The sequence below is a fragment of the Arthrobacter humicola genome (assembly GCF_022803015.1).
Taxonomy (GTDB): domain Bacteria; phylum Actinomycetota; class Actinomycetes; order Actinomycetales; family Micrococcaceae; genus Arthrobacter; species Arthrobacter humicola_A.
In genome coordinates, this window is the sequence record NZ_JAFKON010000066.1 from 1 (window position 1) to 288 (window position 288).

The following is a 288-nucleotide window of genomic DNA, read 5'->3' on the forward strand; positions in this document are numbered from 1 at the left end:
TGTACAGCCGGCCGGAGAAGTTGATCTTCATCCCGTGGGTCAGGTGCCCGCCGTGCGCCAGGTTCAGCCCCATGATGGTGTCCCCGGGCCGGATCAGGGCGTGCATCACCGAAGCGTTCGCCTGCGCGCCGGAGTGCGGCTGCACGTTCGCGTACCCGGCGCCGAACAGGGCCTTGACCCGGTCGATCGCGAGCTGCTCGATCACGTCAACATGCTCGCAGCCGCCGTAGTAACGCTTGCCCGGGTAGCCCTCGGCGTACTTGTTCGTCAGCACCGAACCCTGCGCCT

1 pseudogene is annotated in these 288 nt (G+C 67.0%); it reads right to left on the reverse strand.

The window, feature by feature from the left end:
* Positions 1-288: pseudogene (locus ARTB_RS21465) on the reverse strand (serine hydroxymethyltransferase); the annotation flags it as partial.